The 24,972-nt window shown below is 43.1% G+C and carries 27 protein-coding genes; 23 read left to right on the forward strand and 4 right to left on the reverse strand.

The genetic code is table 11. From position 1 onward, the window contains the following. Window positions 1-19 precede the first annotated feature (19 nt). Window positions 20-1,651, reverse strand: coding sequence for a Na/Pi cotransporter family protein (locus D8837_RS01960; protein WP_000026672.1), 1,632 nt, complete (start codon window positions 1,649-1,651; stop codon window positions 20-22). A gap of 296 nt (window positions 1,652-1,947) precedes the next feature. On the opposite strand from D8837_RS01960, the gene rpmH reads away from it, so the two are divergent. After that, complete coding sequence (rpmH, locus tag D8837_RS01965) at window positions 1,948-2,082, forward strand: 50S ribosomal protein L34 (protein ID WP_000831905.1); 135 nt, start codon at window positions 1,948-1,950, stop codon at window positions 2,080-2,082. 138 nt (window positions 2,083-2,220) lie between these two features. Beyond that, on the forward strand, window positions 2,221-4,185 hold the full coding sequence (locus tag D8837_RS01970; protein WP_125456024.1) for a peptide ABC transporter substrate-binding protein: 1,965 nt from the start codon (window positions 2,221-2,223) through the stop codon (window positions 4,183-4,185). A 91-nt stretch (window positions 4,186-4,276) separates the two neighbouring features. Here the strand turns inward: D8837_RS01970 and D8837_RS01975 are convergent, their stop codons facing one another. After that, window positions 4,277-6,121 carry an APC family permease gene (locus D8837_RS01975; protein ID WP_125456025.1) on the reverse strand — a complete coding sequence of 615 codons (1,845 nt, stop codon included), beginning with the start codon at window positions 6,119-6,121 and terminating at the stop codon, window positions 4,277-4,279. Between the two features lie 156 nt (window positions 6,122-6,277). On the opposite strand from D8837_RS01975, the gene D8837_RS01985 reads away from it, so the two are divergent. The 11 genes from D8837_RS01985 to pflA all read left to right on the forward strand — a co-directional run bounded on the left by D8837_RS01985 (window position 6,278) and on the right by pflA (window position 16,084). After that, window positions 6,278-7,051 carry a TatD family hydrolase gene (locus D8837_RS01985; RefSeq protein WP_125456027.1) on the forward strand — a complete coding sequence of 258 codons (774 nt, stop codon included), beginning with the start codon at window positions 6,278-6,280 and terminating at the stop codon, window positions 7,049-7,051. Next, window positions 7,051-7,617 (forward strand): ribonuclease M5, encoded by a 567-nt coding sequence (rnmV, locus tag D8837_RS01990; protein WP_125456028.1) that lies wholly within the window; start codon window positions 7,051-7,053, stop codon window positions 7,615-7,617. Before D8837_RS01985 ends, rnmV begins: the two co-directional genes overlap by 1 nt. Window positions 7,618-7,681: 64 nt before the next feature. Beyond that, window positions 7,682-8,554: a 16S rRNA (adenine(1518)-N(6)/adenine(1519)-N(6))-dimethyltransferase RsmA gene (rsmA, locus tag D8837_RS01995; protein WP_125456029.1), complete on the forward strand. Its 873-nt coding sequence runs from the start codon at window positions 7,682-7,684 to the stop codon at window positions 8,552-8,554. Between the two features lies 1 nt (window position 8,555). After that, complete coding sequence (gene rsgA, locus D8837_RS02000) at window positions 8,556-9,434, forward strand: ribosome small subunit-dependent GTPase A (protein WP_125456030.1); 879 nt, start codon at window positions 8,556-8,558, stop codon at window positions 9,432-9,434. 10 nt (window positions 9,435-9,444) lie between these two features. After that, window positions 9,445-10,101 carry a ribulose-phosphate 3-epimerase gene (gene rpe / locus D8837_RS02005; RefSeq protein ID WP_125456031.1) on the forward strand — a complete coding sequence of 219 codons (657 nt, stop codon included), beginning with the start codon at window positions 9,445-9,447 and terminating at the stop codon, window positions 10,099-10,101. Then, entirely contained in the window at window positions 10,064-10,726 is a 663-nt protein-coding gene (locus D8837_RS02010) for a thiamine diphosphokinase (protein WP_125456032.1), read from the forward strand. Before rpe ends, D8837_RS02010 begins: the two co-directional genes overlap by 38 nt. 1 nt (window position 10,727) lies before the next feature. Next, entirely contained in the window at window positions 10,728-11,984 is a 1,257-nt protein-coding gene (gene rmuC / locus D8837_RS02015; RefSeq protein WP_185755642.1) for a DNA recombination protein RmuC, read from the forward strand. Continuing rightward, a complete protein-coding gene (locus D8837_RS02020; RefSeq protein ID WP_049492793.1) occupies window positions 11,974-12,915 on the forward strand; it encodes a 3'-5' exoribonuclease YhaM family protein in 942 nt (313 codons plus the stop codon). The genes rmuC and D8837_RS02020 overlap by 11 nt, the downstream gene beginning before the upstream one ends. Before the next feature lie 104 nt (window positions 12,916-13,019). Next, window positions 13,020-13,847 carry a pur operon repressor gene (gene purR, locus D8837_RS02025; protein WP_004238844.1) on the forward strand — a complete coding sequence of 276 codons (828 nt, stop codon included), beginning with the start codon at window positions 13,020-13,022 and terminating at the stop codon, window positions 13,845-13,847. Between the two features lie 66 nt (window positions 13,848-13,913). Continuing rightward, on the forward strand, window positions 13,914-15,164 hold the full coding sequence (locus D8837_RS02030; protein ID WP_125456034.1) for a diaminopimelate decarboxylase: 1,251 nt from the start codon (window positions 13,914-13,916) through the stop codon (window positions 15,162-15,164). A 125-nt stretch (window positions 15,165-15,289) separates the two neighbouring features. Further along, window positions 15,290-16,084 carry a pyruvate formate-lyase-activating protein gene (gene pflA, locus D8837_RS02035; protein ID WP_033683045.1) on the forward strand — a complete coding sequence of 265 codons (795 nt, stop codon included), beginning with the start codon at window positions 15,290-15,292 and terminating at the stop codon, window positions 16,082-16,084. Between the two features lie 224 nt (window positions 16,085-16,308). Here the strand turns inward: pflA and yidC are convergent, their stop codons facing one another. Next, window positions 16,309-17,235 carry a membrane protein insertase YidC gene (gene yidC / locus D8837_RS02040; RefSeq protein ID WP_125456036.1) on the reverse strand — a complete coding sequence of 309 codons (927 nt, stop codon included), beginning with the start codon at window positions 17,233-17,235 and terminating at the stop codon, window positions 16,309-16,311. Between the two features lie 77 nt (window positions 17,236-17,312). Then, window positions 17,313-17,591: an acylphosphatase gene (locus D8837_RS02045; protein ID WP_001174616.1), complete on the reverse strand. Its 279-nt coding sequence runs from the start codon at window positions 17,589-17,591 to the stop codon at window positions 17,313-17,315. A gap of 33 nt (window positions 17,592-17,624) precedes the next feature. On the opposite strand from D8837_RS02045, the gene D8837_RS02050 reads away from it, so the two are divergent. The 10 genes from D8837_RS02050 (at window position 17,625) to endA (ending at window position 24,947) form a co-directional block, all read left to right on the forward strand. After that, window positions 17,625-18,365 carry a TrmH family RNA methyltransferase gene (locus tag D8837_RS02050; RefSeq protein ID WP_125456037.1) on the forward strand — a complete coding sequence of 247 codons (741 nt, stop codon included), beginning with the start codon at window positions 17,625-17,627 and terminating at the stop codon, window positions 18,363-18,365. 54 nt (window positions 18,366-18,419) lie between these two features. Beyond that, window positions 18,420-19,103, forward strand: a complete 684-nt coding sequence (locus D8837_RS02055; protein ID WP_001016903.1) for a Bax inhibitor-1 family protein — start codon at window positions 18,420-18,422, stop codon at window positions 19,101-19,103. Window positions 19,104-19,213: 110 nt separating this feature from the next. Further along, window positions 19,214-20,206 (forward strand): aspartate--ammonia ligase, encoded by a 993-nt coding sequence (asnA, locus tag D8837_RS02065; RefSeq protein ID WP_000748003.1) that lies wholly within the window; start codon window positions 19,214-19,216, stop codon window positions 20,204-20,206. Between the two features lie 64 nt (window positions 20,207-20,270). After that, window positions 20,271-20,810 (forward strand): 16S rRNA (guanine(966)-N(2))-methyltransferase RsmD, encoded by a 540-nt coding sequence (gene rsmD, locus D8837_RS02070; protein ID WP_125456038.1) that lies wholly within the window; start codon window positions 20,271-20,273, stop codon window positions 20,808-20,810. After that, window positions 20,800-21,288 carry a pantetheine-phosphate adenylyltransferase gene (gene coaD, locus D8837_RS02075; protein ID WP_125456039.1) on the forward strand — a complete coding sequence of 163 codons (489 nt, stop codon included), beginning with the start codon at window positions 20,800-20,802 and terminating at the stop codon, window positions 21,286-21,288. The genes rsmD and coaD overlap by 11 nt, the downstream gene beginning before the upstream one ends. Continuing rightward, window positions 21,272-22,309: a SepM family pheromone-processing serine protease gene (locus D8837_RS02080; RefSeq protein ID WP_049551835.1), complete on the forward strand. Its 1,038-nt coding sequence runs from the start codon at window positions 21,272-21,274 to the stop codon at window positions 22,307-22,309. The genes coaD and D8837_RS02080 overlap by 17 nt, the downstream gene beginning before the upstream one ends. Window positions 22,310-22,366: 57 nt before the next feature. Beyond that, window positions 22,367-22,597, forward strand: a complete 231-nt coding sequence (locus D8837_RS02085) for a DUF1146 family protein (RefSeq protein WP_083279266.1) — start codon at window positions 22,367-22,369, stop codon at window positions 22,595-22,597. Window positions 22,598-22,619: 22 nt separating this feature from the next. After that, complete coding sequence (gene murA / locus D8837_RS02090) at window positions 22,620-23,903, forward strand: UDP-N-acetylglucosamine 1-carboxyvinyltransferase (protein ID WP_070480183.1); 1,284 nt, start codon at window positions 22,620-22,622, stop codon at window positions 23,901-23,903. Next, window positions 23,896-24,084, forward strand: coding sequence for a DNA-directed RNA polymerase subunit beta (locus D8837_RS02095; protein ID WP_070480259.1), 189 nt, complete (start codon window positions 23,896-23,898; stop codon window positions 24,082-24,084). The genes murA and D8837_RS02095 overlap by 8 nt, the downstream gene beginning before the upstream one ends. 38 nt (window positions 24,085-24,122) lie before the next feature. Continuing rightward, window positions 24,123-24,947 (forward strand): DNA-entry nuclease EndA, encoded by an 825-nt coding sequence (endA, locus tag D8837_RS02100; RefSeq protein ID WP_070480184.1) that lies wholly within the window; start codon window positions 24,123-24,125, stop codon window positions 24,945-24,947. Window positions 24,948-24,972: the final 25 nt, after the last annotated feature.

Consider the following 24,972-nt stretch of genomic DNA (forward strand, 5'->3'; position numbering starts at 1 on the left):
TAGGATAGCTTCTTGGTTCTTAGATTTGTTCAGCGATGACTTTTTCAGCTAGATTCATAGCGTGGTCAGATACACGAGTATAGTGGGAAATGATGTCGATAAAGTTGACCCCAGCTTGTGTTGAACACTCGCCCTTGTTGAGGCGTTTGATGTGGGTCTTTCTGAGAACACGTTCCATATTGTTGATTTCTTTATGGCGTTCAATCAGACTTTGAGCTTTTTCAATATCATTGTTTTCCACGCTATCAAGGGCATCCTTGATAAAGTCAGTGGTTTTTTGATAGATATCAGCTAGTTCTTGCAAAGCAGCTTCAGAAAACTCAACATTTTTACGTTGAAGATAGTCGGTCAGATTGATTAGGGCTTCTGCGTGGTCCCCAATCCGTTCCAAATCACGGGATGAGTCCAGGATGTTGGTGAGCACTTCACTTTCTTTCTGGCTAAGAGCCTCGCTTGAAAGAGTAATCAGGTAACGAGTTAATTTTTCATCAATGGTATTGATGGCTTCCTCTGTCTTGTGTCCTTTTTCAGCAACCTTTTCATTAAGGTCAATAATGTAGTTGTATGAAAGGTCAAAGGCTTTAGAAGCATAATTTCCCAAGTGAAGTAGTTCTTTCTTTGCATTTCCGAGAGCGATTGATGGAGCTTGTTTAATCAAATGCTCATCAAGATAGAGTGGCTCGTACTTGACAACTTCATCTTCACCAGGGATGAGTTTAGTTACAAAGTAGGCCAAGGCTCCGATGAATGGAAATTGTACAATGGTGTTACTTACGTTAAAGGCACCGTGAGAGAAGGCGATGGTCATCTCAGGTGAGAGGTGAAGGAGTGCCTGGAAGTACTCAATCATAGACGTAAATGGTCCTAATAAGATTAAGCAAAGAATAGTCCCTAAAACGTTAAAGGTAACGTGGGTTGCAGCAACGCGTTTTGCAGAGACATTGGCTCCAGCTGCCGCGATGATAACTGTTAGGGTTGTCCCGATATTATCCCCGAAGAGAACTGGTAGCGAACCTTTAAGGTCAAGGAATCCACCTGCATAGAGCCCTTGCAAAATCCCGATTGTCGCAGAAGAAGCTTGGATGAGGACGGTAATCACTGCACCGGCAAAAACTCCTAACACAGGATTTTGTCCCAAGGTTACCATGTATTCCTTGAATTGTGGTAAATCTTTAAGAGGACTCATACCGGCACTGATGAGGTTGAGGGCGTAGAAGATGCCCCCTACACCAAACAGGATGCGTCCGATATTGTTTGCTGTTCTATTTTTGGTAAAGAAGAGGAACATGGTCCCAAGGAAAATCAGGGGTAAAGCATACTCACCAAGCTTGAAACCGATGATAAAGGAAGTAACTGTGGTTCCGATGTTGGCTCCCATGATAATTCCGATAGCCTGTCTAAGAGTGAGAAGACTAGCGCTGACCAGTCCAACAGTGATAACTGTAACCCCTGTACTTGACTGAATCAGGGCAGTCACGACAATTCCGACTAGAACACCTAAAAAGGGATTGCTAGTGTACTTGTCAATGTAAAAACGAAGGCGATCTCCAGCAGCTTGTTGCAAACCGTCTCCCATGGTCTTGATACTATATAAGAATAGTCCCAGACCACCTAAAAAGTGAAATAAAATTTCCTGCCAATTAATGGACATTTCTTTTTCCTCCGAAAAATAATAACGGAATTTCTCCTATTCTATTTTAAAGGATAAAAGTAAATCTAACAAGTGTTAAGGTCAGATTTGTGAAGAAAACTAGTGAGTGGATGGGGATTTTACAGCAATTAGATAAAGATAGGGCTTACATTCGAAAAAGCGCCAAAAAGCTGGAAACATTTGCCTATAGCTATTGACAAAAGTGAAAGAATCAGATAGAATAGTAAAGTATGTTTAGTAACTGATCACTTTATAGCCGGCTAAACGAATACAAAATCTATGAGGAGGTATTCATCGTGAAACGTACTTATCAACCAAGTAAACTTCGTCGTGCGCGCAAACACGGATTCCGTAACCGTATGTCAACTAAAAACGGTCGTCGCGTATTGGCAGCTCGTCGTCGTAAAGGACGCAAAGTTTTGGCTGCATAATCCAAACGAACCATAACAAAAATCAGTAGGAACTCGAGTCTACTGATTTTTATTTTTGTAAAAAAGTTCAAAAAGGCTTTATATTTTTGCTCAAATGGTGTATAATATTTCACATACTGTAAAAAATGGAGAATAATCATGAAGAAATCAAAAGTTATGCTTTTTGGAGCTATGGCTTTGACAGCAGGTCTAGCTCTAGCGGCATGTGGGTCTTCCCAATCAAGTAATGCAGACAAGACGTACTCTTATATCTTTGTCAATAACCCAGATACCTTGGATTATATTACCTCTACACGAGATTCTACATCTAGTATCACAACCAACTTGGTTGATGGGTTGTTGGAAAATGACCAGTACGGCAATCTCATTCCCTCTATGGCTGAGTCATGGACTGTGTCAAAAGATGGCTTGACTTACACCTATAAGATCCGTCAGGGGGCTAAATGGTACACTTCTGAAGGAGAAGAGTATGCGGATGTAACAGCTCATGACTTTGTGACTGGTCTCAAGTATGCGGCTGATAAAAAGGCTGAAAACTTGTACTTGGTACAAGACTCTATCAAAGGGCTAGCAGACTATGTTGAAGGGAAATCATCCGATTTTGGAACTGTTGGTGTTAAGGAAGTGGATGATTACACACTCCAATACACCCTCAATCAACCTGAGACTTATTGGAACTCTAAAACAACAGCAAGTATCCTTAATCCTGTAAATGAAGCCTTCTTGAAGTCTAAGGGAGATGACTTTGGAAGTGTGACACCATCAAGTATCTTGTCAAATGGTCCTTACTTGTTTAAATCTTTCACCTCAAAATCTTTGATTGAACTGGACAAAAACCCTAATTACTGGGATAAGGATAATGTTAAAATCGAGAAAGTGAAACTTTCTTTCTTTGACGGTTCTGACCAAGACAGCATTGCAAGAGGTTTCTTGGATGGTAACTATACTGATGGCCGTATCTTCCCAACAAGCTCAGTCTTTGCTGAACTCAAGAAGGGAAATGAGGACAAGATTACCTACACACCACAAAACTCAGTTACTTTCTACTATCTTTTCAACGTGAATCGTCAAAGCTACAAGCAAACTATGAAACATTCTGATAAGGAAAAGACAGATTCACGCGCAGCTATGCAGAATAAAGATTTCCGTCAGGCTATCAACTTTGCCTTTGACCGTCATGCCTATGCGGCGCAGACAAATGGTGAAGATGGGGCAGACCGTATCTTGCGTAACACGGTTACACCAAGTGACTTTGTCCAAGTTGGTGATAAGAACTTCGGTGATGTTGTTAATGAGAAAATTGTCAACTACGGTAAAGATTGGGCAAATATCAATCTAAACGATGGTAAGCAAGCCTTCTTGAATCCTGAAAAGGCCAAAGAGAAGTTTGCCAAGGCAAAAGAAAGTCTGCAAGCTCAAGGAGTAACCTTCCCAATTCATTTGGATATGCCAGTTGACCAGACTGCTAAGTTGGATGTGCAACAGGCTGGATCGTTCAAACAAACAGTGGAAGAAACTCTTGGTAAGGAGAATGTAGTTATCGATGTTATCCAACTTTCTCCAGATGAAAAAGACCAGGCAACCTACTTTGCAGATACAGCAGAACAAAAAGACTACGATATCGACATCTCGGGATGGGGTGGAGATTACTCAGATCCTAAGACTTACCTAGCCATCCTTGATCCAGAGACAGGTTCTCAGTTGAAAAACATGGGCTTGTCTGAAGGAAAAGACAAGGAAGTTAAGGACAAGATTGGTCTTTCTGACTATAAGAAACTCTTGGATCAGGCTGATACAGAAATAACAGATACTCAAGCTCGCTATGAAAAATATGCTGAAGCCCAAGCTTGGTTGACAGATAGTGCCCTCTTCCTACCAGTTCAAAGTGGTGGAGCTAACCCAATCTTCCGTAAGACTGTACCGTTTACAGGACCATTCTCATTCGTTGGTCATAAGGGAAATGCAGACAACTACAAATATGTTGAATTGCAAAAAGAGCCAGTAACTGCTAAACAGTACCAGGAACTCTATGAAAAATGGCTGAAAGAAAAAGCTGAGTCAAATAAAAAAGCTCAGGAAGATTTAGCTAACCACATTCAATAATATTCCTAGTCATGCTTTTCAGTTAAGCATAGTGACTGGATTCAGAAAAAGGCCTTACCAGATACTTATTGGTTCTGGTAAGGCCTTTTCTTTATTCTTTTAAGTGATAAGAGTAGCTAGCGACAACGACGTCTTGGTGCCAACGGAGTGCATATTTGAGTTTGAGACTCATCTGATTGTGTAGAATATTTTGCCAAGGTTTATTAGGGATAAACTGGGGTACCAGAACAGTGACTGTATAGTTCTTTTTCTGGGCATCCTCAGAGATTCGTTTGACATACTTGACAGTAGGGGTGATGATGTCACGATAGCTAGTTTTGATATTTTTCAGAGTAATGGTTGGGAAGTAATCGGCAAATTCTTGGAGAATCTCTTGGTCTTTCTCTACTGTTTCCTTAGTAGAAATGTGCATGGCTAGGACTTCATCTCCGATACTTTGAGCGTAGTTAATGGCTCCGACGCTAACTCGGGTGACATTTCCTACTAGGACCAGAACCAGATTACCGTCATAAGTACGTTTTTCGATTCCTTCATAGAGTCGCAGTTGTTGGGCTACTTTTTGGTAATGACTGTGAATTGCCAAGAAGAGTAGGGTGAGTACGAGAATAATCGGGAAGAAAGGCCAGATATCACTGAGACGGAAAAAGAGCAAGATTAGTACAATCGCGTAGCAAATGATTGCCCCAATGATATTAGCAAGAGCAGGTTTTAAGAAATTTGCTCCTTTTTCCTTTTTCCAATGACGAATCATCCCAGTCTGAGATAGGGCGAAGGGAACGAAGACTCCGATAGTATAAAGAGGAATCAAGCGTTCTGTATTGCCATTAAAAATGAGAAGAAGAATCATAGCTCCAAAAGCCAGAGTTAAAATTCCATTGGAGTAGCCTAGGCGGTCTCCTTTTTCCATAAAGAGATGGGGCATGTATTTGTTTTTAGCCATATTGTAAGCTAGCATAGGGAAGGCTGAAAAGCCAGTATTTGCAGCTACGGCTAAAATCAAGGCTGTGGAGAATTGGAAGATATAATAGCCAAGGTGTCCTAAGAAGGAGTTGCCAAGGATACCTTGAGCCATCTGTGAAAGAATAGTTTCTCCGTGTTGAGGCAGAATCCCCATCCAGTAGTTTAGGAAGGTAATGCCTGCAAAAAGAAAACCTAAAATCAAGGCCATGATGGTCAAGGTTTGAGCGGCATTCTTTTCTTTCGGAGCCTTGAAAAAGGGAACGGCATTTGAAATAGCTTCAACCCCTGTCAAAGAGGCAGAGCCGCTGGTAAAGGCTCTTAGAATGAGAACTATAGACAGGCTCGGAACAGCATGCCCAATAGGTGAAGTTGCCTGATAGCTGAGAGACCCTGTCATTAGTTGAAAGATTCCGTAGAGCAAGAGAAAGATAGTACTGATGATAAAGAGATAGACAGGAATCATCAGTGAACTGGCAGATTCTTTTAAGCCCCGTAAATTCAAGAGCATAAGCAAACAAACTAGAAAAATGGAAATGTGGAGGTTGTAAGGGTGGAGAGCAGGGAGAGCTGCTGTGATAGCGTCGGCTCCAGATGACACCGATACCGCCACAGTCAGCATGTAGTCAACCAGCAGACTACCTCCAGCAATTAAGCCAAGTTCGGGAGATAGATTTTCTCGAGTAACCATATAGGCCCCTCCTCCTTGAGGGTAGGCATGGATGATTTGACGGTAGGAGACGGTCAGGCTAGCTAGGAGCAGGAGGACAAAGAGGCCGATAGGAAGACTCCACCATATCGCAAGAGGAGAGAGACTAGCCAAGACGAGGACTACTTGCTCAGGCCCATAGGCAATGGAAGATAGGGCGTCGCTTGACAACATGGCCAAGGCCTGCATTTTTCCCAGCAGACCTCCCTCGCCTTCTGTTAAGGACTTAAGAGGACGACCGATAAAGGTCTGTTTTAATTTTGTAAACATGGTATTTTCCTTTACTGAAAATTTCAATAAGTGCTATTATACTGCTTTGAAAAAATAGCGTCAAGAGATGACAATAGATTTTAGAATATTTTTTACAGATGAGGAGAGAGGATAGTTTTTTGGTATAATAGAAGATAGAAAACGAGGTTAGAAGAGATGATTTTTGATACACATACACACTTGAATGTAGAAGAATTTGCAGGTCGTGAGGCAGAAGAAATTACCTTGGCTGCTGAGATGGGTGTGACACAGATGAATATTGTTGGTTTTGATCAACCGACGATTGAGCGTGCTTTGGAGTTGGTAGATGAGTATGACCACCTCTATGCGACTATCGGTTGGCATCCGACAGAAGCAGGGACTTACACGGAGGAAGTCGAGGTTTACTTGTTGGATAAGTTAAAACATCCAAAGGTTGTGGCTCTAGGTGAAATTGGCTTAGACTACCATTGGATGACAGCGCCAAAAGAGGTGCAGGAGCAGGTTTTTCGGCGTCAGATTCAGCTATCTAAGGACTTGAATTTGCCTTTTGTTGTCCACACCCGTGATGCGCTGGAAGATACCTATGAGATTATCAAAAGTGAGGGCGTTGGTCCTCGTGGTGGCATCATGCATTCCTTTTCAGGAACTCTTGAATGGGCAGAGAAGTTTGTCGCGATTGGCATGACTATTTCCTTCTCAGGAGTGGTGACTTTTAAGAAGGCAACTGACATCCAAGAAGCAGCTAAAGAGTTACCTTTGGACAAGATTTTGGTAGAGACAGATGCGCCTTACTTGGCTCCTGTTCCTAAACGGGGTCGTGAAAATAAAACAGCCTACACTCGCTATGTAGTGGACTTTATCGCTGACTTGCGTGGCATGACGGCAGAAGAGCTAGCGGCGGTAACAACTGCAAATGCAGAACGAATTTTTGGATTGGACAGCAAGTAATGAAAGAAAAAATTTCCCAAGTTATCGTGGTCGAAGGGCGCGATGATACGGCCAATCTCAAACGCTATTTCGATGTAGAGACCTATGAGACACGAGGTTCTGCCATCAATGAGCAGGATCTAGAGCGGATTCAGCGCTTGCACCAACGTCATGGAGTCATTGTCTTTACAGACCCAGATTTTAATGGGGAGCGGATTCGTCGCATGATTATGACGGCCATTCCAACAGTTCAGCATGCCTTCCTCAAACGAGGTGAAGCTGTTCCCAAGTCCAAGACCAAGGGGCGTTCTCTGGGAATTGAGCATGCCAGCTATGAAGACCTGAAAACGGCTCTCGCTCAGGTGACAGAACAATTTGAACATGAGAGTCAGTTTGACATCAGTCGTAGCGACTTGATTCGCCTTGGCTTTCTAGCAGGAGCAGATAGTCGTAAGCGACGAGAATATCTAGGAGAAGCTCTCCGAATCGGCTATTCTAACGGCAAGCAACTCCTCAAGCGCTTAGAGTTGTTTGGGGTCACCTTGGCAGAAGTGGAAGATGCCATAAAATCGTATGAGAATAGCTAAGCAGCCCCCAAATACAAGGGGAATGTGTTACAATAGAAGTAACAGATAATAGAAAAGAGAATAAATGAGAATTGCAGATTACAGCGTGACCAAGGCAGTACTGGAGCGTCACGGTTTTACCTTTAAAAAGTCCTTTGGGCAAAATTTCTTGACCGATACCAATATCCTACAAAAAATCGTGAATACGGCTGAAATTGATGACCAGGTTAATGTTATCGAAATTGGGCCAGGGATTGGTGCCTTGACGGAGTTTCTGGCTGAGCGTGCAGCAGAGGTCATGGCTTTTGAGATTGACCACCGTTTGGTGCCGATTTTGGCAGATACCTTGTGTGATTTTGATAATGTGACCGTGCTCAACGAGGACATTCTTAAAGTTGATTTGGCGCAACATATCCAGAATTTTAAAAATCCTGACCTGCCAATCAAGGTAGTAGCCAACTTGCCTTACTACATCACGACACCTATTCTCATGCACTTGATCGAAAGTGGGATTCCTTTTAGTGAGTTTGTCGTCATGATGCAAAAGGAAGTGGCGGACCGCATTTCAGCCCAGCCAAACACCAAGGCTTATGGTAGCTTGTCGATTGCGGTTCAGTACTACATGACTGCCAAGGTTGCCTTCATCGTGCCTCGTACGGTCTTTGTGCCAGCGCCAAATGTGGACTCAGCCATCTTGAAAATGGTGCGCCGTCCAGAGCCAGCTGTAGCAGTGGAAGACGAGAACTTCTTCTTTAAGGTTTCTAAGGCAAGTTTTACCCATCGCCGCAAGACCTTGTGGAATAATTTGACAGGCTACTTTGGAAAGACTGAAGAAGTTAAGGACAAGCTGACCAAGGCCTTGGACCAAGCAGGTTTGTCACCAAGTGTACGTGGGGAAGCTCTCAGCTTGGCAGAATTTGCCAGCCTAGCAGATGCACTTAAAGGGCAAGGACTCTAAGATGCAGGGACAAATCATTAAAGCCTTGGCGGGGTTCTACTATGTAGAAAGTGATGGCCAGGTCTATCAAACACGCGCGCGTGGGAATTTCCGTAAAAAAGGCCATACCCCTTACGTTGGGGATTTGGTCGACTTTTCTGCCGAGGAAAATTCAGAAGGCTATATTCTCAAGATTCACGAACGGAAAAACAGTCTGGTCCGTCCGCCCATTGTCAATATTGACCAAGCTGTAGTAATCATGTCCGTCAAGGAACCTGATTTTAACAGCAATTTGCTGGATCGTTTCTTGGTTCTCTTGGAGCACAAGGGTATTCATCCCATCGTCTATATTTCCAAAATGGATTTGTTGGAAGATAGAGGAGAACTGGATTTTTATGAACAGACTTATGGTGATATCGGCTATGACTTTGTGACCAGTAAAGAAGAACTCTTGCCTTTGTTAACAGGCAAGGTTACAGTCTTTATGGGGCAGACAGGTGTTGGGAAGTCAACTCTTCTCAATAAAATCGCACCAGATCTCAATCTTGAAACAGGAGAAATTTCAGACAGTCTGGGTCGTGGTCGCCATACTACTCGAGCTGTTAGTTTTTACAACCTTAATGGGGGCAAAATCGCGGATACACCAGGTTTTTCATCACTGGATTATGAAGTATCAACGGCGGAAGACCTCAATCAGGCCTTCCCAGAGATTGCTAGTGTCAGCCGAGATTGTAAGTTCCGAACTTGTACCCATACCCATGAGCCTTCTTGTGCGGTCAAGCCAGCTGTTGAAGAGGGTATCATTGCGTCCTTCCGTTTTGACAACTACCTACAATTTCTCAGTGAAATTGAAAATCGCAGAGAAACTTATAAAAAAGTCAGCAAAAAAATTCCAAAATAAGGAGAAACCTATGTCTCAATACAAGATTGCTCCGTCAATTCTGGCAGCAGATTATGCCAACTTTGAACGTGAAATCAAACGCCTAGAAGCAACTGGGGCAGAGTATGCCCATATCGATATCATGGATGGCCATTTTGTCCCGCAAATCAGTTTTGGTGCAGGTGTGGTTGAAGCTCTTCGTCCTCATAGTAAGATGGTCTTCGACTGCCACTTGATGGTAGCTAATCCAGAGCATCATTTAGAAGACTTTGCGCGTGCAGGAGCGGATATCATTAGTATCCATGTGGAAGCAACGCCTCATATTCATGGTGCCCTCCAAAAAATTCGTTCACTCGGTGTCAAGCCATCAGTTGTCATCAATCCTGGTACGCCTGTTGAAGCTATCAAGCACGTGCTTCACCTAGTTGACCAAGTTTTAGTTATGACAGTTAACCCTGGCTTCGGTGGACAAGCTTTTCTACCTGAAACCATGGATAAGGTTCGTGAGTTGGTTGCACTTCGTAAGGAAAAAGATTTGAACTTTGAAATCGAAGTGGATGGTGGGATTGATGATAAAACGATTGCTCAAGCTAAAGAAGCTGGTGCGACTGTTTTTGTAGCAGGTTCCTATGTCTTTAAGGGAGATGTCAATGAGCGAGTACAAACTCTCAGAAAACAACTGGACTAGGGTTGCCGTTTTTGCTGGTGGAGACCGTGGTCATTATCGGACAGATTTTGATTGCTTTGTCGGAGTGGATAGAGGTTCGCTTTGGGTCTTGGAGGAAGACCTTCCTCTTACTCTAGCGGTTGGAGATTTTGATTCTGTGACGGAAGAAGAGCGACAGGTGATTCAAAAACGTGCCCAGTATTTTGTCCAAGCCCAACCAGAAAAAGATGATACAGATTTGGAATTGGCTCTCTTAACCATCTTTGAGCAAAATCCTCAGGCTGAGGTTACTATTTTTGGTGCTTTGGGTGGCCGTATTGACCACATGCTGGCCAATGTCTTTCTGCCTAGCAATCCCAAGTTAGCACCCTATATGCGCCAGATAGCGATTGAGGATGGGCAAAACTTGATTACTTATTGTCCAGAAGGGACCAGTCAGCTACATCCCCGTTCAGACTACGACTATCTAGCCTTTATGCCAGTTCGAGATAGCCAGCTGACCATTCTTGGTGCCAAGTATGAGTTGACAGAGGAAAATTTTTTCTTTAAAAAAGTGTATGCTTCTAACGAATATATAGATAGGGAAGTTTCGGTAACTTGCCCAGATGGCTATGTGGTCGTGCTGCATAGCAAGGACAGGAGGTAGGATGGAAAGTTTACTTGTTCTATTATTGATTGCCAACCTAGCTGGCCTCTTTCTGATTTGGCAAAGGCAGGATAAGCAGGAAAAACATCTAGCCAAGAGCTTGGAGGATCAGGCAGATCATTTGTCAGACCAGTTGGATTACCGTTTTGAACAAGCCAGACAAGCCAGCCAGTTAGATCAAAAATATTTGGAAGTGGCTGTCAGTGACCGTTTGCAAGAAGTGCGAATTGAATTGCACCAAGGTCTGACTCAGGTCCGTCAAGAAATGACAGATAATCTCCTCCAAACCAGAGACAAGACCGATCAACGTCTCCAAGCCTTGCAGGAATCAAATGAGCAACGTTTGGAACAAATGCGCCAGACGGTCGAAGAAAAACTAGAAAAGACATTGCAGACACGCTTGCAGGCTTCCTTTGAGACAGTTTCCAAACAACTGGAGTCTGTCAATCGTGGTCTTGGAGAAATGCAGACAGTTGCCCGTGATGTCGGCGCCCTCAACAAGGTTCTCTCTGGAACCAAAACACGAGGGATACTGGGAGAATTGCAACTGGGGCAAATCATCGAAGACATCATGACCCCTGCCCAGTACGAACGAGAATATGCAACGGTTGAAAACTCCAGTGAACGAGTGGAGTATGCCATTAAGTTGCCTGGACAGGGTGACCAGGAATATGTCTACTTACCGATTGACTCCAAGTTTCCACTGGCAGATTATTACCGTCTAGAAGAAGCCTATGAAGCAGGTGACAAGGATGAGATTGAACGCTGTCGTAAGTCGCTCCTAGCAAGCGTCAAACGATTTGCCAAGGATATCAAGAGCAAGTACATAGCACCGCCTCGGACGACCAATTTTGGAGTTTTGTTTGTTCCGACAGAAGGTCTCTACTCAGAAATCGTCCGAAATCCGGTCTTCTTTGATGACTTGAGACGGGAGGAGCAGATTATTGTCGCAGGTCCAAGTACCCTATCAGCTTTGCTCAACTCCCTATCGGTTGGCTTCAAGACTCTCAATATCCAAAAGAGTGCCGACCATATCAGCAAGACTCTTGCTAGCGTTAAGACCGAGTTTGGCAAGTTCGGTGGCATTCTGGTTAAGGCACAAAAACATCTCCAACATGCCTCTGGCAATATTGATGAATTATTAAACCGTCGTACCACAGCTATCGAGCGGACGCTCCGTCACATTGAGTTGTCAGAAGGTGAGCCTGCGCTTGATCTACTCCATTTCCAAGAAAATGAGGAAGAATATGAAGATTAGTCACATGAAAAAAGATGAGCTGTTTGAAGGCTTTTACCTAATCAAGTCAGCTGACCTGAGGCAAACTCGAGCTGGGAAAAACTACCTAGCCTTTACCTTCCAAGATGATAGTGGCGAGATTGAAGGAAAACTCTGGGATGCCCAACCTCATAACGTTGAGGCCTTTACCGCAGGTAAGGTTGTCCACATGAAAGGACGCCGAGAAGTTTATAACAACACCCCTCAAGTCAATCAAATTACTCTCCGCTTGCCTCAACCTGGTGAACCTAATGATCCAGCTGATTTCAAGGTCAAGTCACCAGTTGATGTCAAGGAAATCCGTGACTACATGTCGCAAATGATTTTTAAAATTGAAAATCCTGTCTGGCAACGGATTGTCCGAAATCTTTACACCAAGTACGACAAGGAGTTTTACTCCTATCCAGCTGCCAAGACCAACCACCATGCCTTTGAAACGGGTTTGGCCTATCATACGGCAACCATGGTGCGTTTGGCAGATGCTATTAGCGAAGTCTATCCTCAACTTAATAAGAGTCTGCTCTATGCGGGTATTATGCTGCATGACTTGGCTAAGGTCATCGAGTTGACGGGACCAGACCAGACCGAGTACACAGTGCGAGGCAATCTTCTTGGCCATATCGCTCTGATTGATAGTGAAATTACCAAGACAGTGATGGAACTCGGCATCGATGATACCAAAGAAGAAGTCGTTCTGCTCCGCCACGTCATCCTCAGTCACCATGGCTTACTTGAGTATGGAAGTCCAGTTCGTCCACGCATTATGGAAGCAGAGATTATCCATATGATTGACAATCTGGATGCAAGCATGATGATGATGTCAACAGCTCTTGCTTTGGTGGATAAGGGAGAGATGACCAATAAAATCTTCGCTATGGACAATCGTTCCTTCTATAAACCAGATTTAGATTAATAATTTAAGAAAAACGAGCATTTTTAGGATAAGAATGTTCGTTTTTTTATGTGAATATGGTATAATAGATAAAATATCAAAATTAAATGAAGTGGGAAATAGAAATGAAATTAAGAAGAAGTGATCGGATGGTTGTCATTTCCAACTATTTGATTAATAATCCTTATAAACTAACTAGTCTCAATACTTTTGCTGAAAAGTATGAATCTGCTAAATCATCTATCTCAGAGGATATCGTCATTATCAAACGCGCCTTTGAGGAAATTGAAATCGGTCATATCCAGACCGTAACTGGTGCTGGTGGTGGTGTCATTTTCACACCATCAATCTCAAGCCATGATGCCAAGGAAATGGTTGAGGACTTGCGTGCCAAGTTGTCAGAAAGTGACCGTATCTTGCCAGGTGGCTATATCTACTTGTCAGATTTGCTTAGCACACCAGCTATCTTGAAAAATATTGGTCGCATTATTGCCAAGAGCTTTATGGACCAAAAAATTGATGCGGTTATGACAGTAGCGACTAAGGGTGTTCCACTTGCAAATGCAGTTGCTAATGTCCTCAATGTTCCTTTTGTTATTGTGCGCCGTGACCTGAAAATTACCGAAGGTTCAACTGTCAGCGTCAACTATGTTTCAGGTTCAAGTGGTGACCGTATCGAGAAAATGTTCCTTTCAAAACGTAGTCTCAAGGCAGGTAGCCGTGTCTTGATTGTGGATGACTTCTTGAAAGGTGGCGGAACTGTCAATGGGATGATCAGCCTCTTGCGTGAGTTTGATTCAGAATTGGCAGGTGTAGCGGTCTTTGCGGATAATGCCCAAGAAGAGCGTGAAAAGCAATTTGACTACAAGTCACTCTTGAAAGTAACCAATATTGATGTCAAGAACCAAGCCATCGATGTTGAGGTTGGCAATATCTTTGACGAAGATAAATAAGAGATAGAACTAAAGGTTGGAACGATTGTCCCAGCCTTTCTTTGCAAATAGAATAGAAGGAAGCTTATGAAAACACCATTTATCAATAAAGAAGACTTAGAAAAGATTGCTGCCGAGTTCCCAACTCCCTTTCACTTGTATGATGAGAAGGGAATTCGTGAAAAGGCAAGGGCCGTCAACCAAGCATTTTCATGGAACAAGGGCTTTAAGGAATATTTTGCAGTTAAGGCTACTCCAACACCAGCTATTTTGAAAATTCTCCAAGAGGAAGGCTGCGGTGTGGACTGCTCTAGTTATGTAGAACTTTTGATGAGTCATAAACTAGATTTCCCTGGTTCTGAGATTATGTTCTCTTCAAACAATACGCCAGACAAGGAATATGCCTATGCGCGTGAATTGGGTGCGACCATTAACTTGGATGCCTTTGAAGATATTGAACATCTAGAGCGTGCAGTAGGCATTCCCGAAATTATCTCTTGTCGTTACAATCCTGGAGGCGTTTTTGAGCTAGGAACAGACATTATGGACAATCCTGGAGAAGCCAAGTTTGGTATGACCAAGGACCAGCTCTTTGAAGCTTTTGCCATCTTGAAGGAAAAAGGAGCCAAGACTTTTGGAATTCACTCCTTCCTAGCGTCTAATACTGTTACCCATCTCTATTATCCAGAGTTGGCTCGTCAGCTTTTTGAATTGGCTGTTGAAATCAAGGAAAGGTTGGGCATTTCGCTAGACTTTATCAATCTTTCTGGCGGTATTGGTGTTAACTATCGTCCAGACCAGGAGCCAAATGATATCGTCTTGATTGGCGAGGGGGTTCGTAAGGTTTATGAAGAAGTTCTTACGCCAGTAGGTCTTGGTCAGGTCAAGATTTTCACTGAATTGGGTCGCTTTATGCTAGCCCCTCACGGTGCTTTGGTCACAAGAGTGACTCATAAGAAAAAAACCTACCGTACTTATCTGGGTGTGGATGCATCAGCAGTCAACCTCATGCGTCCAGCCATGTATGGAGCCTACCATCATATTACTAACGTGACACATCCAGATGGACCAGCTGAAGTGGTAGATGTGGTTGGTTCACTCTGTGAAAACAATGATAAATTTGCAGTGAATCGCGAACTGCCTCATACAGAAATCGGTGATTTGCTGGTCATTCATGATACAGGTGCCCACGGATTTTCAATGGGCTATCAGTATAATGCCAAACTTCGTTCTGCGGAAATCCTCTATACCGAAGAAGGCAAAGCCCGCCAAATCCGCCGTGCAGAGCGCCCTGAGGACTATTTTGCAACCTTGTATGGCTTTGATTTTGAAGAATAAAATGATAAGTAATTGAAAATGAAATTGAAAAACAGATTGCTTTCTAAAAAATAGGCAAAAATCTTGTTTTTCTTTCAAGTCATGATATAATAAAACTATAAAACGTTTTCAAGGAAGGTAACGATATGTCTGAAGAAACAATTGATTATGGACAAGTGACAGGAATGGTGCATTCGACAGAAAGCTTTGGGTCGGTAGATGGGCCTGGTATTCGCTTTATTGTCTTTTTGCAAGGCTGTCACATGCGTTGCCAGTATTGCCACAACCCGGATACTTGGGCGATGGAGTCCAATAAATCACGTGAACGGACGGTAGATGATGTCTTGGCAGAGGCCTTGCGCTACCGCGGTTTCTGGGGAAATAAGGGCGGTATTACAGTCAGTGGAGGAGAAGCCCTCTTGCAGATTGATTTCCTGATTGCCCTCTTCACTAAGGCTAAGGAACAAGGAATCCACTGTACTTTGGACACCTGTGCCCTTCCATTCCGTAATAAACCACGTTACCTTGAAAAGTTTGACAAACTCATGGCTGTCACTGACTTGGTTCTCTTAGATATCAAGGAAATCAACGAAGAACAGCACAAAATTGTCACTAGCCAAACCAATAAAAATATCTTGGCCTGTGCTCAGTATCTATCAGATATTGGAAAACCTGTCTGGATTCGCCACGTGCTAGTTCCAGGATTGACAGATAGAGATGATGACTTGATTGAACTTGGGAAGTTCGTCAAGACCCTCAAAAATGTGGATAAGTTTGAAATTCTACCTTATCACACCATGGGTGAGTTTAAATGGCGTGAATTGGGAATTCCTTATTCCCTCGAAGGGGTTAAACCACCAACAGCAGATCGCGTGAAGAACGCTAAAAAACTCATGGATACCGAAAGTTATCAAGACTATATGAAACGTGTACATGGATAAAAAAGAAGCCTGATGGAAACATCGGGCTTTTGATACTCAATGAAAATCAAAGAGCAAACTAGGAAGCTAGCCGCAGGCTGCTCAAAACAGTGTTTTGAGGTTGTGGATAGAACTGACGAAGTCAGTAACCAGACCTACGGCAAGGCGAAGCTGACGTGGTTTGAAGAGATTTTCGAAGAGTATGACTTGCAAAAAAGACTTAGCAAAACAGCTAAGCCTTTTTCTTATCTCGAACGTTGTTTTCCAGCGTTGCGATTTTTGTGTTTTTTCTTGCTTGTGATAGCAGTTGGTTGTTCAGGGGTAACGTCTTTTCGTCCACTTGGTGTAGAGAAAGCACGTGCTTTTGGTGGGTTCTTGGCTAGTTCTTCACGGACTTTTTTGCGAAGTTTTGGACGAACGATATAGTTGACGATAAACTGTTGGAGAATCATCATGAAACCACCGACAACCCAGTAAAGTGTGACACTAGCTGGTGAGAAGAGGGAGAAGACGACGATCATGAGTGGGCTCATGTAAATCATTTTCTTGATTTGTTCTCTTTGCATTTCATCTTCTACTCCGTGAAGTGAAAGGAGCGATTGAAGATAGTAAAGAATACCAGCGAAGGCAACCAAAATCATACTTGGAGAACCTAGAGGAATTCCTAGGTAGCTTGCTTGAGCAACACCTTCAGTATGTTGGGCAGCAAAGTAGATAGCAGAGAAGAAAGGCATTTGAAGGAGGATAGGGAAACATCCTACACCACCAAACATGCTGATGCCGTGCTCTTTTTGAGCGGCAAAGAGAGCTTGTTGGGCTTCAAGTTTTTCTTCTTGAGTAGTCGCTTCCTTGAGACGAGTTTGATGTGGCTCAAGGACGTGCTTGAGGGCGTTCATCTTTTCAGAGTGAAGCGTTGCCTTCCATGATTGGTAGATACCAAGTGGCAAGATAATCAAGCGCACGATAATGGTTACGATGATGATAGCGACACCAAAGCCTAGACCTTGATCAGTAGCGAAGTACTTGATAGCTTCAGCCATAGGAGCTCCGATCGTATTCCAAATAAATCCTGTTGGCTGGCCTGTGGCTTTNTCNACNTNGACACAGCCNGNTAAAACTAGNANCATAGCCACTCCCATAGCTGAGAGNGCAAAACGTTTAATAGATTTCACTGTTTTNATTCCTTCTTTAAAAATTATACCTTTCTATTCTACTGTTTTTTTGCAAAATATACAATAGTTCTAGAGACCTAATTTGCGATTTTAAAGTCAGGGTAGGGAGGAAAATTGCTTAGTTTGACATCTAAGTAGCTGACTTTTGAAAAAGGTGTGGGTCCTTTGCGGATTTCTTGGATAAATTTTGCCATGGTAGCAGATGAGTCTGCTTGGGCTAAAATTTCCACTGTGCCATCGTCGTTATTCCATACCCGACCTGTGATGCCACCAATTTCAAGTGCCAAGCTATAAACACCCCAACGAAAGCCGACTCCCTGCACTCTACCTTGGGCAATCATTCTAACCTTTTGCATACCAAACCCCTTTGATTGTGTTATAATATTTCTATGACTATTATAACCTCAAAATCCAATTCTGTGGTAAAAAATGCCAAGAAATTACACCAAAAAAAATACCGCAAGTCTGCCTATTTGATTGAAGGCTGGCACTTGTTTGAAGAAGCTGTCCAATCTGGAGTGACGATTGAGAAAATCTTTGCCCTTGAAAATTACCGAGATCAGTTAACTGCTTTTCCGCAAACTGTCTGGGTGTCAGAGGATATTTTGCTAGATTTGGCGGATTCTCAGACTCCACAGGGAATTGTTGCGGTGGTTCAAAAAGAAGAAGTAGGGCAAGCTGACTTTAGTCAGGGCAAGTTCTTGTTTTTGGAAGATGTGCAAGATCCTGGTAATGTGGGAACTATCATTCGGACTGCGGATGCAGCAGGTTTTACTGGAGTAATTGTTTCAGATAAATCGGCAGATATCTACAGTCTCAAGACCTTACGTTCCATGCAAGGCAGTCATTTCCATCTGCCCATTTACCGGATGTCGAGCCAAACGCTTCTCGAGAAAGCTAAAAAGGCGGGTATCCCAGTGCTGGCAACAACCCTATCTAAAGATTCTGTTGATTACAGAGAACTGTCTTCTATAGAAAATTTTGTACTAGTCATGGGAAATGAGGGTCAAGGAATTAGTCCCCTCATGGCTGAAAGTGCAGATCAATTGGTCCATATTAGCATGAAGGGTAAGGCAGAGAGTTTGAATGTTGCCGTTGCAGCCGGTATTTTAATTTTCCATTTAAGCTAATTTTAACTTTCTTTGTTATAATCAAGAAAAGACATTCATAGAAAAGGAGAAAAGATGAATCACACTATTATTCACGACCGCGCAGGTCTCAATCAATTTTACGCTAAGGTTTATGCCTTTGTTGGTCTGGGAATCGGATTATCCGCTTTGGTATCAGGCCTTATGTTGACGGTCTTTCAATCTCAGTTGGTTTACTTTTTGATGCAGGGACGTCTCTGGTTGACCATTGCTACTTTTGCAGAGCTAGCACTAGTCTTCGTTGCTAGTAACATGGCCTTAAAGAATAGTCCAGCGGCTCTTCCAGTATTTTTACTTTACTCTGTTTTAAACGGCTTTACACTCAGTTTTGTGGTGGCCTTCTATACTCCGGGCACAGTTTTATCTGCCTTTGTGTCGAGCGCCCTTCTCTTCTTTGTCATGGCGGCAGTTGGCATGTTTACCAAGAAAGATTTGAGTGGCCTTGGTCGGGCTATGATGGCGGCTCTTATCGGTTTGCTGATTGCCATGGTAGTTAATATTTTCTTGGCTAGCGGTTTCTTTGATTATATGATTAGCGTAGCCATGGTTTTGGTTTTCTCAGGGTTGATTGCTTGGGACAACCAAAGAATTCGTCTCGCTTATGAACAATCACAAGGCCGTGTAGCGACAGGTTGGGTTGTGTCAATGGCTCTCAGTATCTATCTTGACTTTATCAATCTTTTCCTAAGTATTCTACGTATCTTTGGTCGCAATGACTAAAGATCCCTAATGTCAGTGTTCGAAGGAGCACTGATTTTTTCGTATTTGCTCTTTTCTTTTCTTGGAAATAGGTGTATAATGCTTTTAATTAATTTTTTGAGGAGTAGTTTATGAAGAAAAGTTTTATTCATCAACAAGAAGAGATTTCCTTTGTCAAAAACACTTTTACCCAGTATTTGAAAGATAAGTTAGAAGTTGTCGAAGTTCAAGGTCCTATCTTGAGCAGGGTCGGTGACGGGATGCAGGATAATTTATCAGGTGTGGAGAATGCAGTATCGGTCAAGGTTCTCCAAATCCCTGATGCTACTTATGAAGTTGTGCACTCACTTGCTAAATGGAAACGCCATACCTTGGCTCGTTTTGGTTTCGGTGAAGGTGAAGGTCTTTTCGTCCACATGAAGGCCCTTCGTCCAGACGAAGACTCGCTGGATGCGACCCACTCTGTTTATGTTGACCAGTGGGACTGGGAGAAGGTTATCCCAAATGGTAAACGTAATATCGCTTATCTCAAAGAAACAGTTGAGAAGATTTACAAGGCTATTCGTCTTACTGAGCTAGCTGTTGAAGCCCGCTATGACATCGAATCAATCTTGCCAAAACAAATCACTTTTATCCACACAGAAGAGTTGGTAGAACGCTACCCAGACTTGACACCAAAAGAGCGTGAAAATGCTATTTGTAAAGAATTTGGAGCAGTCTTCTTGATCGGAATCGGTGGTGAATTGCCAGACGGTAAACCGCACGATGGACGTGCACCAGACTACGATGACTGGACAAGCGAATCTGAAAATGGCTACAAGGGTCTAAATGGCGATATTCTTGTCTGGAACGAGTCTTTAGGTGGAGCCTTTGAGTTGTCTTCTATGGGAATCCGTGTAGATGAAGAAACGCTTCGCCGTCAGGTTGCCATCACAGGTGATGAAGACCGTTTAGAATTGGAATGGCACAAAGCTTTGTTGAACGGTCTATTCCCATTGACAATCGGTGGGGGAATTGGACAATCTCGGATGGCTATGTTCCTACTTCGCAAGAAACACATCGGAGAAGTGCAAACAAGTGTTTGGCCTCAAGAAGTCCGCGATACTTACGAAAATATTTTATAGAGAAGCGAACCGCAAGGTTCGGTTTTCTTTCTCTTTTCGCCCATAATTTGGTATAATAAACGGTATGAAAATCGTATCAGGAATCTATGGGGGACGTCCCCTCAAGACACTAGAAGGCAAGACGACAAGACCCACTTCGGATAAGGTTAGGGGAGCCATTTTTAACATGATTGGTCCCTATTTTGAAGGTGGACGGGTCTTGGACCTGTATGCAGGTAGTGGTGGTTTATCTATAGAAGCAGTATCGCGTGGCATGTCTAGCGCTGTTTTGGTGGAACGAGACCGTAAGGCTCAGGCTATCGTGGCTGAAAATATCCAGATGACCAAGGAAGTTGAGAAATTTCAACTTCTCAAGATGGAAGCAGAAAGGGCATTGGAACAGGTATCTGGCGAATTCGACCTCATTTTCTTAGATCCTCCTTATGCAAAGGAACAAATCGTAGCAGATATTGAAAAAATGGCTGAGAGAGAGCTTTTTTCTGAAGATGTCATGGTCGTGTGTGAGACAGATAAGGCCGTTGAACTTCCAGAAGAAATTGCCTGCCTGGGCATCTGGAAGGAAAAGATTTATGGAATTAGTAAGGTGACAGTCTATGTCAGATAAGATTGGCTTATTCACAGGCTCATTTGATCCGATGACAAATGGGCATCTGGATATCATTGAACGGGCGAGCAAACTCTTTGATAAGCTCTATGTCGGTATTTTTTTTAATCCTCACAAACAAGGATTTCTCCCTATCGAAAATCGTAAACGGGGACTAGAAAAGGCTTTGGAACATTTGGGGAATGTTGAAGTCGTGTTTTCTCATGATGAATTGGTGGTTGATGTTGCAAGAAGACTGGGGGCTACTTGTCTAGTGCGTGGTTTGAGGAATGCAGCGGATTTGCAATATGAAGCTAGTTTCGATCACTACAACCATCAGCTGTCTCCTGGTATAGAGACCATTTATTTACATAGCCGACCTGAACATCTCTATCTCAGTTCATCCGGTGTTAGAGAGCTTTTGAAGTTTGGTCAGGATATTGCTTGCTATGTTCCCGAGAGTATTTTGGAGGAAATAAGAAATGAAAAAAAAGATTAGATGGCCCTTATATGTCATTGCGGCCTTGATTGTGACTTTCTTGGCATTTGTAGTGCCCTTGCCCTACTATATAGAGGTTCCAGGTGGTTCGGAAGATATTCGCCAAGTCCTTAAAGTCAATGACACAGAAGATAAGGAAGCTGGTGCCTATCAATTCGTTACGGTTGGTGTTCAGCACGCTACTTTATCCCATATGATTTATGCTTGGTTGACGCCTTTTACAGATATTCGTAGTGCCCAAGAGACTACAGGTGGCTCTTCTGATGTTGAATTTATGCGGATCAATCAATTCTACATGCAAACATCACAAAACATGGCTAAGTATCAAGGGCTAAAAACAGCTGGTAAGGATATTGAACTTAAATACCTTGGGGTTTATGTTCTGACGGTGACGGATAATTCGACCTTTAAAGGGATTCTCAATATCTCTGATACGGTTACAGCAGTCAATGATCAGACCTTTGACAGTTCCAAAGACTTGATTGATTACGTCAATTCTCAAAAACTAGGGGACTCCGTCAAGGTAACTTATGAAGAGGATGGGCAAACCAAGTCTGCAGAAGGTAAGATTATCACCTTGGAAAATGGCAAAAATGGGATTGGAATCGGTTTGATTGACCGTACGGAAGTGACCAGTGATGTCCCAATTCGCTTTTCAACAGCTGGTATCGGCGGTCCAAGTGCAGGTCTTATGTTTAGTCTGGCTATCTATACCCAAATAGCTGACCCTGGCCTTCGTAATGGCCGCATTGTTGCCGGTACAGGTACCATTGACCGTGATGGGAATGTGGGGGACATTGGAGGTATTGATAAGAAAGTTGTAGCTTCGGCTAGAGAAGGTGCCGCGATTTTCTTTGCCCCTGATAACCCTGTTAGCGAAGAAGAACAAAAAGCGCATCCAGATGCGAAAAACAACTACCAAACAGCCCTAGAAGCAGCCAAAACAATCAAGACAGATATGAAAATAGTGCCTGTTAAAACCCTACAAGATGCAATTGATTACTTGAAAAACAATCCCTAGTTTTTAAGTGAAGTTTCCAAACTAGCGCACAAACAGAGAAGATGGTATAATAGTCAAATGGTTCAATTATTATTCACTCTAAGCAGTCACATGCTCTTTATTTATGTGAGTTTTTACCTTTTAAAGAATCTTGTTAGATGGGAAAAAGTCTTAAAAGTAACAGCTGAGAACACAGGAAAAGTTCGTTTATTGGTAGCTTTTTTTAGCATTGTCATGGGCTACATCATGAGTTCTTTCTTTATCGGCCTATATCAGTTGTGGCAAGAAGCGCTTAGAGGATTATTATAAATCAAGAGTAAAGGAAATAAGTATGGAAAAAATTGTGGTTCAAGGTGGCGATAATCGTCTGGTAGGAAGTGTTACGATAGAAGGAGCAAAGAATGCAGTCTTGCCCTTGTTGGCAGCGACTATTCTAGCAAGTGAAGGAAAGACCGTCTTGCAGAATGTTCCTATCTTGTCAGATGTTTTCACTATGAATCAGGTGGTTCGTGGTTTGAATGCCAAGGTGGATTTTAATGAAGAAGCTCATCTTGTTGAGGTGGACGCGACTGGCGATATCACTGAAGAAGCTCCTTACAAGTATGTCAGCAAGATGCGTGCATCCATTGTTGTCTTGGGGCCAATCCTGGCTCGTGTAGGTCATGCCAAGGTATCCATGCCAGGTGGTTGTACGATTGGTAGCCGTCCTATTGATCTTCATTTGAAAGGCCTGGAAGCTATGGGAGCTAAGATTAGTCAGACAGCTGGTTATATCGAAGCCAAGGCTGATTGCTTACATGGCGCTCATATCTACATGGACTTCCCGAGTGTTGGCGCTACGCAGAACTTGATGATGGCAGCGACTCTGGCTGATGGTGTGACAGTGATTGAAAATGCTGCGCGTGAGCCTGAGATTGTTGACCTAGCCATTCTTCTCAATGAAATGGGAGCCAAGGTCAAAGGTGCTGGTACAGAGACCATTACCATTACCGGCGTTGAGAAACTTCATGGTACGACTCACAATGTAGTCCAAGACCGTATCGAAGCAGGAACCTTTATGGTAGCTGCTGCCATGACTGGTGGTGATGTCTTGATTCGAGACGCTGTCTGGGAGCACAACCGTCCCTTGATTGCCAAATTGCTTGAAATGGGAGTGGAAGTGACGGAGGAAACTGAAGGAATTCGAGTTCGTTCTCAACTAGAAAATCTAAAAGCTGTTCATGTGAAAACCTTGCCCCACCCAGGATTTCCAACAGATATGCAGGCTCAATTTACAGCCTTGATGACCGTCGCAAAAGGGGAATCAACTATGGTGGAGACAGTTTTTGAAAATCGTTTCCAACACTTAGAAGAAATGCGTCGCATGGGTTTACATTCTGAGATTATCCGTGATACAGCTCGTATTGTTGGTGGACAGCCTTTGCAGGGGGCAGAAGTTCTTTCAACTGACCTTCGTGCCAGTGCAGCCTTGATTTTGACAGGTTTGGTAGCACAAGGAGAAACTGTAGTTGGTAAATTGGTTCACTTGGATAGAGGTTACTACCGTTTCCATGAGAAGTTGGCGCAGCTAGGCGCTAAGATTCAGCGGATTGAGGCAAGTGATGAAGATGAATAAGAGATCAAGCTACGTAATCAAGCGTTTACTTTTAGTCATTTTGGTACTGTTTTTAGGTGCTCTAGCCTTAGGTATCGGCTTAATGGTAGGTTATGGAATCTTGGGCAAGGGTCAAGATCCATGGGCTATCCTGTCTCCAGCAAAATGGCAGGAATTGATTCATAAATTTACAGGAAATTAGGCTGGAGAACCAGTCTTTTTCTAGAGATAAGGAGAAAAATGGATAAAAAAACAAGACAGACACTGATCGGGCTGCTAGTGTTATTACTCTTATCTGCGGGAAGCTATTATATCAAGCAGATGCAGTCGACAGCTAATAGTCCTAAAACAAAGGTTAGTCAGAAAAAACAAGCGTCTGAAGCTCCTAGTCAAGCATTGGCAGAAAGTGTCTTAACAGATGCAGTCAAAAGCCAAATAAAAGGGAGTCTGGAGTGGAATGGCTCAGGTGCTTTTATCGTCAATGGTAATAAAACAAATCTAGATGCCAAGGTTTCAAGTAAGCCCTACGCTGATAATAAAACAAAGACAGTGGGCAAGGAAACAGTGCCAACCGTAGCAAATGCCCTCTTGTCTAAGGCTACTCGTCAGTACAAGAATCGTGAAGAAACTGGAAACGGTTCGACTTCTTGGACTCCACCAGGCTGGCATCAGGTCAAGAATCTAAAGGGATCTTATACTCATGCAGTCGATAGAGGTCACTTGTTAGGCTATGCCTTAATCGGTGGCTTGGATGGTTTTGATGCCTCAACAAGCAATCCTAAAAACATTGCTGTTCAAACAGCCTGGGCAAATCAGGCACAGGCCGAAGATTCGACTGGTCAAAACTACTATGAAAGTATGGTACGTAAAGCCTTGGACCAAAACAAGCGTGTCCGTTACCGTGTAACCCTTTATTACGCTTCAAACGAGGACTTAGTTCCTTCAGCTTCACAGATTGAAGCCAAGTCTTCAGACGGAGAATTGGAATTTAATGTCCTAGTTCCCAATGTTCAAAAAGGGCTTCAACTGGATTACCGAACTGGAGAAGTAACGGTAACTCAGTAAAAGATTACATAAACTCCTATGTCAC

Source organism: Streptococcus mitis (assembly GCF_003942965.1).
In the GTDB taxonomy this organism is placed as follows: Bacteria; Bacillota; Bacilli; order Lactobacillales; family Streptococcaceae; genus Streptococcus; species Streptococcus mitis_BH.

What these genes read in the sequence shown, in the direction of transcription:
- D8837_RS01960 (WP_000026672.1), bottom strand. Translation starts at nt 1,651, where the DNA reads ATGTCCATTAATTGGCAGGAAATTTTATTTCACTTTTTAGGTGGTCTG.
- D8837_RS01970 (WP_125456024.1), top strand. Translation starts at nt 2,221, where the DNA reads ATGAAGAAATCAAAAGTTATGCTTTTTGGAGCTATGGCTTTGACAGCA.
- D8837_RS01975 (WP_125456025.1), bottom strand. Translation starts at nt 6,121, where the DNA reads ATGTTTACAAAATTAAAACAGACCTTTATCGGTCGTCCTCTTAAGTCC.
- D8837_RS01985 (WP_125456027.1), top strand. Translation starts at nt 6,278, where the DNA reads ATGATTTTTGATACACATACACACTTGAATGTAGAAGAATTTGCAGGT.
- rnmV (WP_125456028.1), top strand. Translation starts at nt 7,051, where the DNA reads ATGAAAGAAAAAATTTCCCAAGTTATCGTGGTCGAAGGGCGCGATGAT.
- rsmA (WP_125456029.1), top strand. Translation starts at nt 7,682, where the DNA reads ATGAGAATTGCAGATTACAGCGTGACCAAGGCAGTACTGGAGCGTCAC.
- rsgA (WP_125456030.1), top strand. Translation starts at nt 8,556, where the DNA reads ATGCAGGGACAAATCATTAAAGCCTTGGCGGGGTTCTACTATGTAGAA.
- rpe (WP_125456031.1), top strand. Translation starts at nt 9,445, where the DNA reads ATGTCTCAATACAAGATTGCTCCGTCAATTCTGGCAGCAGATTATGCC.
- D8837_RS02010 (WP_125456032.1), top strand. Translation starts at nt 10,064, where the DNA reads ATGAGCGAGTACAAACTCTCAGAAAACAACTGGACTAGGGTTGCCGTT.
- rmuC (WP_185755642.1), top strand. Translation starts at nt 10,728, where the DNA reads ATGGAAAGTTTACTTGTTCTATTATTGATTGCCAACCTAGCTGGCCTC.
- D8837_RS02020 (WP_049492793.1), top strand. Translation starts at nt 11,974, where the DNA reads ATGAAGATTAGTCACATGAAAAAAGATGAGCTGTTTGAAGGCTTTTAC.
- purR (WP_004238844.1), top strand. Translation starts at nt 13,020, where the DNA reads ATGAAATTAAGAAGAAGTGATCGGATGGTTGTCATTTCCAACTATTTG.
- D8837_RS02030 (WP_125456034.1), top strand. Translation starts at nt 13,914, where the DNA reads ATGAAAACACCATTTATCAATAAAGAAGACTTAGAAAAGATTGCTGCC.
- pflA (WP_033683045.1), top strand. Translation starts at nt 15,290, where the DNA reads ATGTCTGAAGAAACAATTGATTATGGACAAGTGACAGGAATGGTGCAT.
- D8837_RS02045 (WP_001174616.1), bottom strand. Translation starts at nt 17,591, where the DNA reads ATGCAAAAGGTTAGAATGATTGCCCAAGGTAGAGTGCAGGGAGTCGGC.
- D8837_RS02050 (WP_125456037.1), top strand. Translation starts at nt 17,625, where the DNA reads ATGACTATTATAACCTCAAAATCCAATTCTGTGGTAAAAAATGCCAAG.
- D8837_RS02055 (WP_001016903.1), top strand. Translation starts at nt 18,420, where the DNA reads ATGAATCACACTATTATTCACGACCGCGCAGGTCTCAATCAATTTTAC.
- asnA (WP_000748003.1), top strand. Translation starts at nt 19,214, where the DNA reads ATGAAGAAAAGTTTTATTCATCAACAAGAAGAGATTTCCTTTGTCAAA.
- rsmD (WP_125456038.1), top strand. Translation starts at nt 20,271, where the DNA reads ATGAAAATCGTATCAGGAATCTATGGGGGACGTCCCCTCAAGACACTA.
- coaD (WP_125456039.1), top strand. Translation starts at nt 20,800, where the DNA reads ATGTCAGATAAGATTGGCTTATTCACAGGCTCATTTGATCCGATGACA.
- D8837_RS02080 (WP_049551835.1), top strand. Translation starts at nt 21,272, where the DNA reads ATGAAAAAAAAGATTAGATGGCCCTTATATGTCATTGCGGCCTTGATT.
- D8837_RS02085 (WP_083279266.1), top strand. Translation starts at nt 22,367, where the DNA reads ATGGTTCAATTATTATTCACTCTAAGCAGTCACATGCTCTTTATTTAT.
- murA (WP_070480183.1), top strand. Translation starts at nt 22,620, where the DNA reads ATGGAAAAAATTGTGGTTCAAGGTGGCGATAATCGTCTGGTAGGAAGT.
- D8837_RS02095 (WP_070480259.1), top strand. Translation starts at nt 23,896, where the DNA reads ATGAATAAGAGATCAAGCTACGTAATCAAGCGTTTACTTTTAGTCATT.
- endA (WP_070480184.1), top strand. Translation starts at nt 24,123, where the DNA reads ATGGATAAAAAAACAAGACAGACACTGATCGGGCTGCTAGTGTTATTA.